The following is a 374-nucleotide window of genomic DNA, read 5'->3' on the forward strand; positions in this document are numbered from 1 at the left end:
TTTCACTTCTGATTGCGAAAATTTGAGAGACTCGAACACACATTAACTGTGTGTCGTTTCAATTTTCAGCTTGATCCAGATTTTTAAAGAGCAAATATCTCAAACGTCACCCGAAGATGAGTTTTGAGATATATCGGCGCGCGTCTTTCACTCACGAACCAGCAAGTGGCGTCCCCTAGGGGATTCGAACCCCTGTTACCGCCGTGAAAGGGCGGTGTCCTGGGCCTCTAGACGAAGGGGACACTGAAGTCTCAATCGCAAGACGCCTTGCTTCTCTACTTTCATCAGACAATCTGTGTGAGCACTACAAAGGCAGGTTCTTTAAGGTAAGGAGGTGATCCAACCGCAGGTTCCCCTACGGTTACCTTGTTACG

General features: G+C 47.9%; 1 tRNA gene. It reads right to left on the reverse strand.

Features of this window, described 5'->3' with window-relative positions:
• Positions 1–166: 166 nt before the first annotated feature.
• Positions 167–242: transfer RNA gene (locus PGR29_RS24840), tRNA-Glu, on the reverse strand.
• Positions 243–374: the final 132 nt, after the last annotated feature.

Origin of the sequence: Klebsiella sp. 141203, from assembly GCF_032601985.1 — a bacterium.
Classification (GTDB): Bacteria; Pseudomonadota; Gammaproteobacteria; order Enterobacterales; family Enterobacteriaceae; genus Klebsiella; species Klebsiella aerogenes.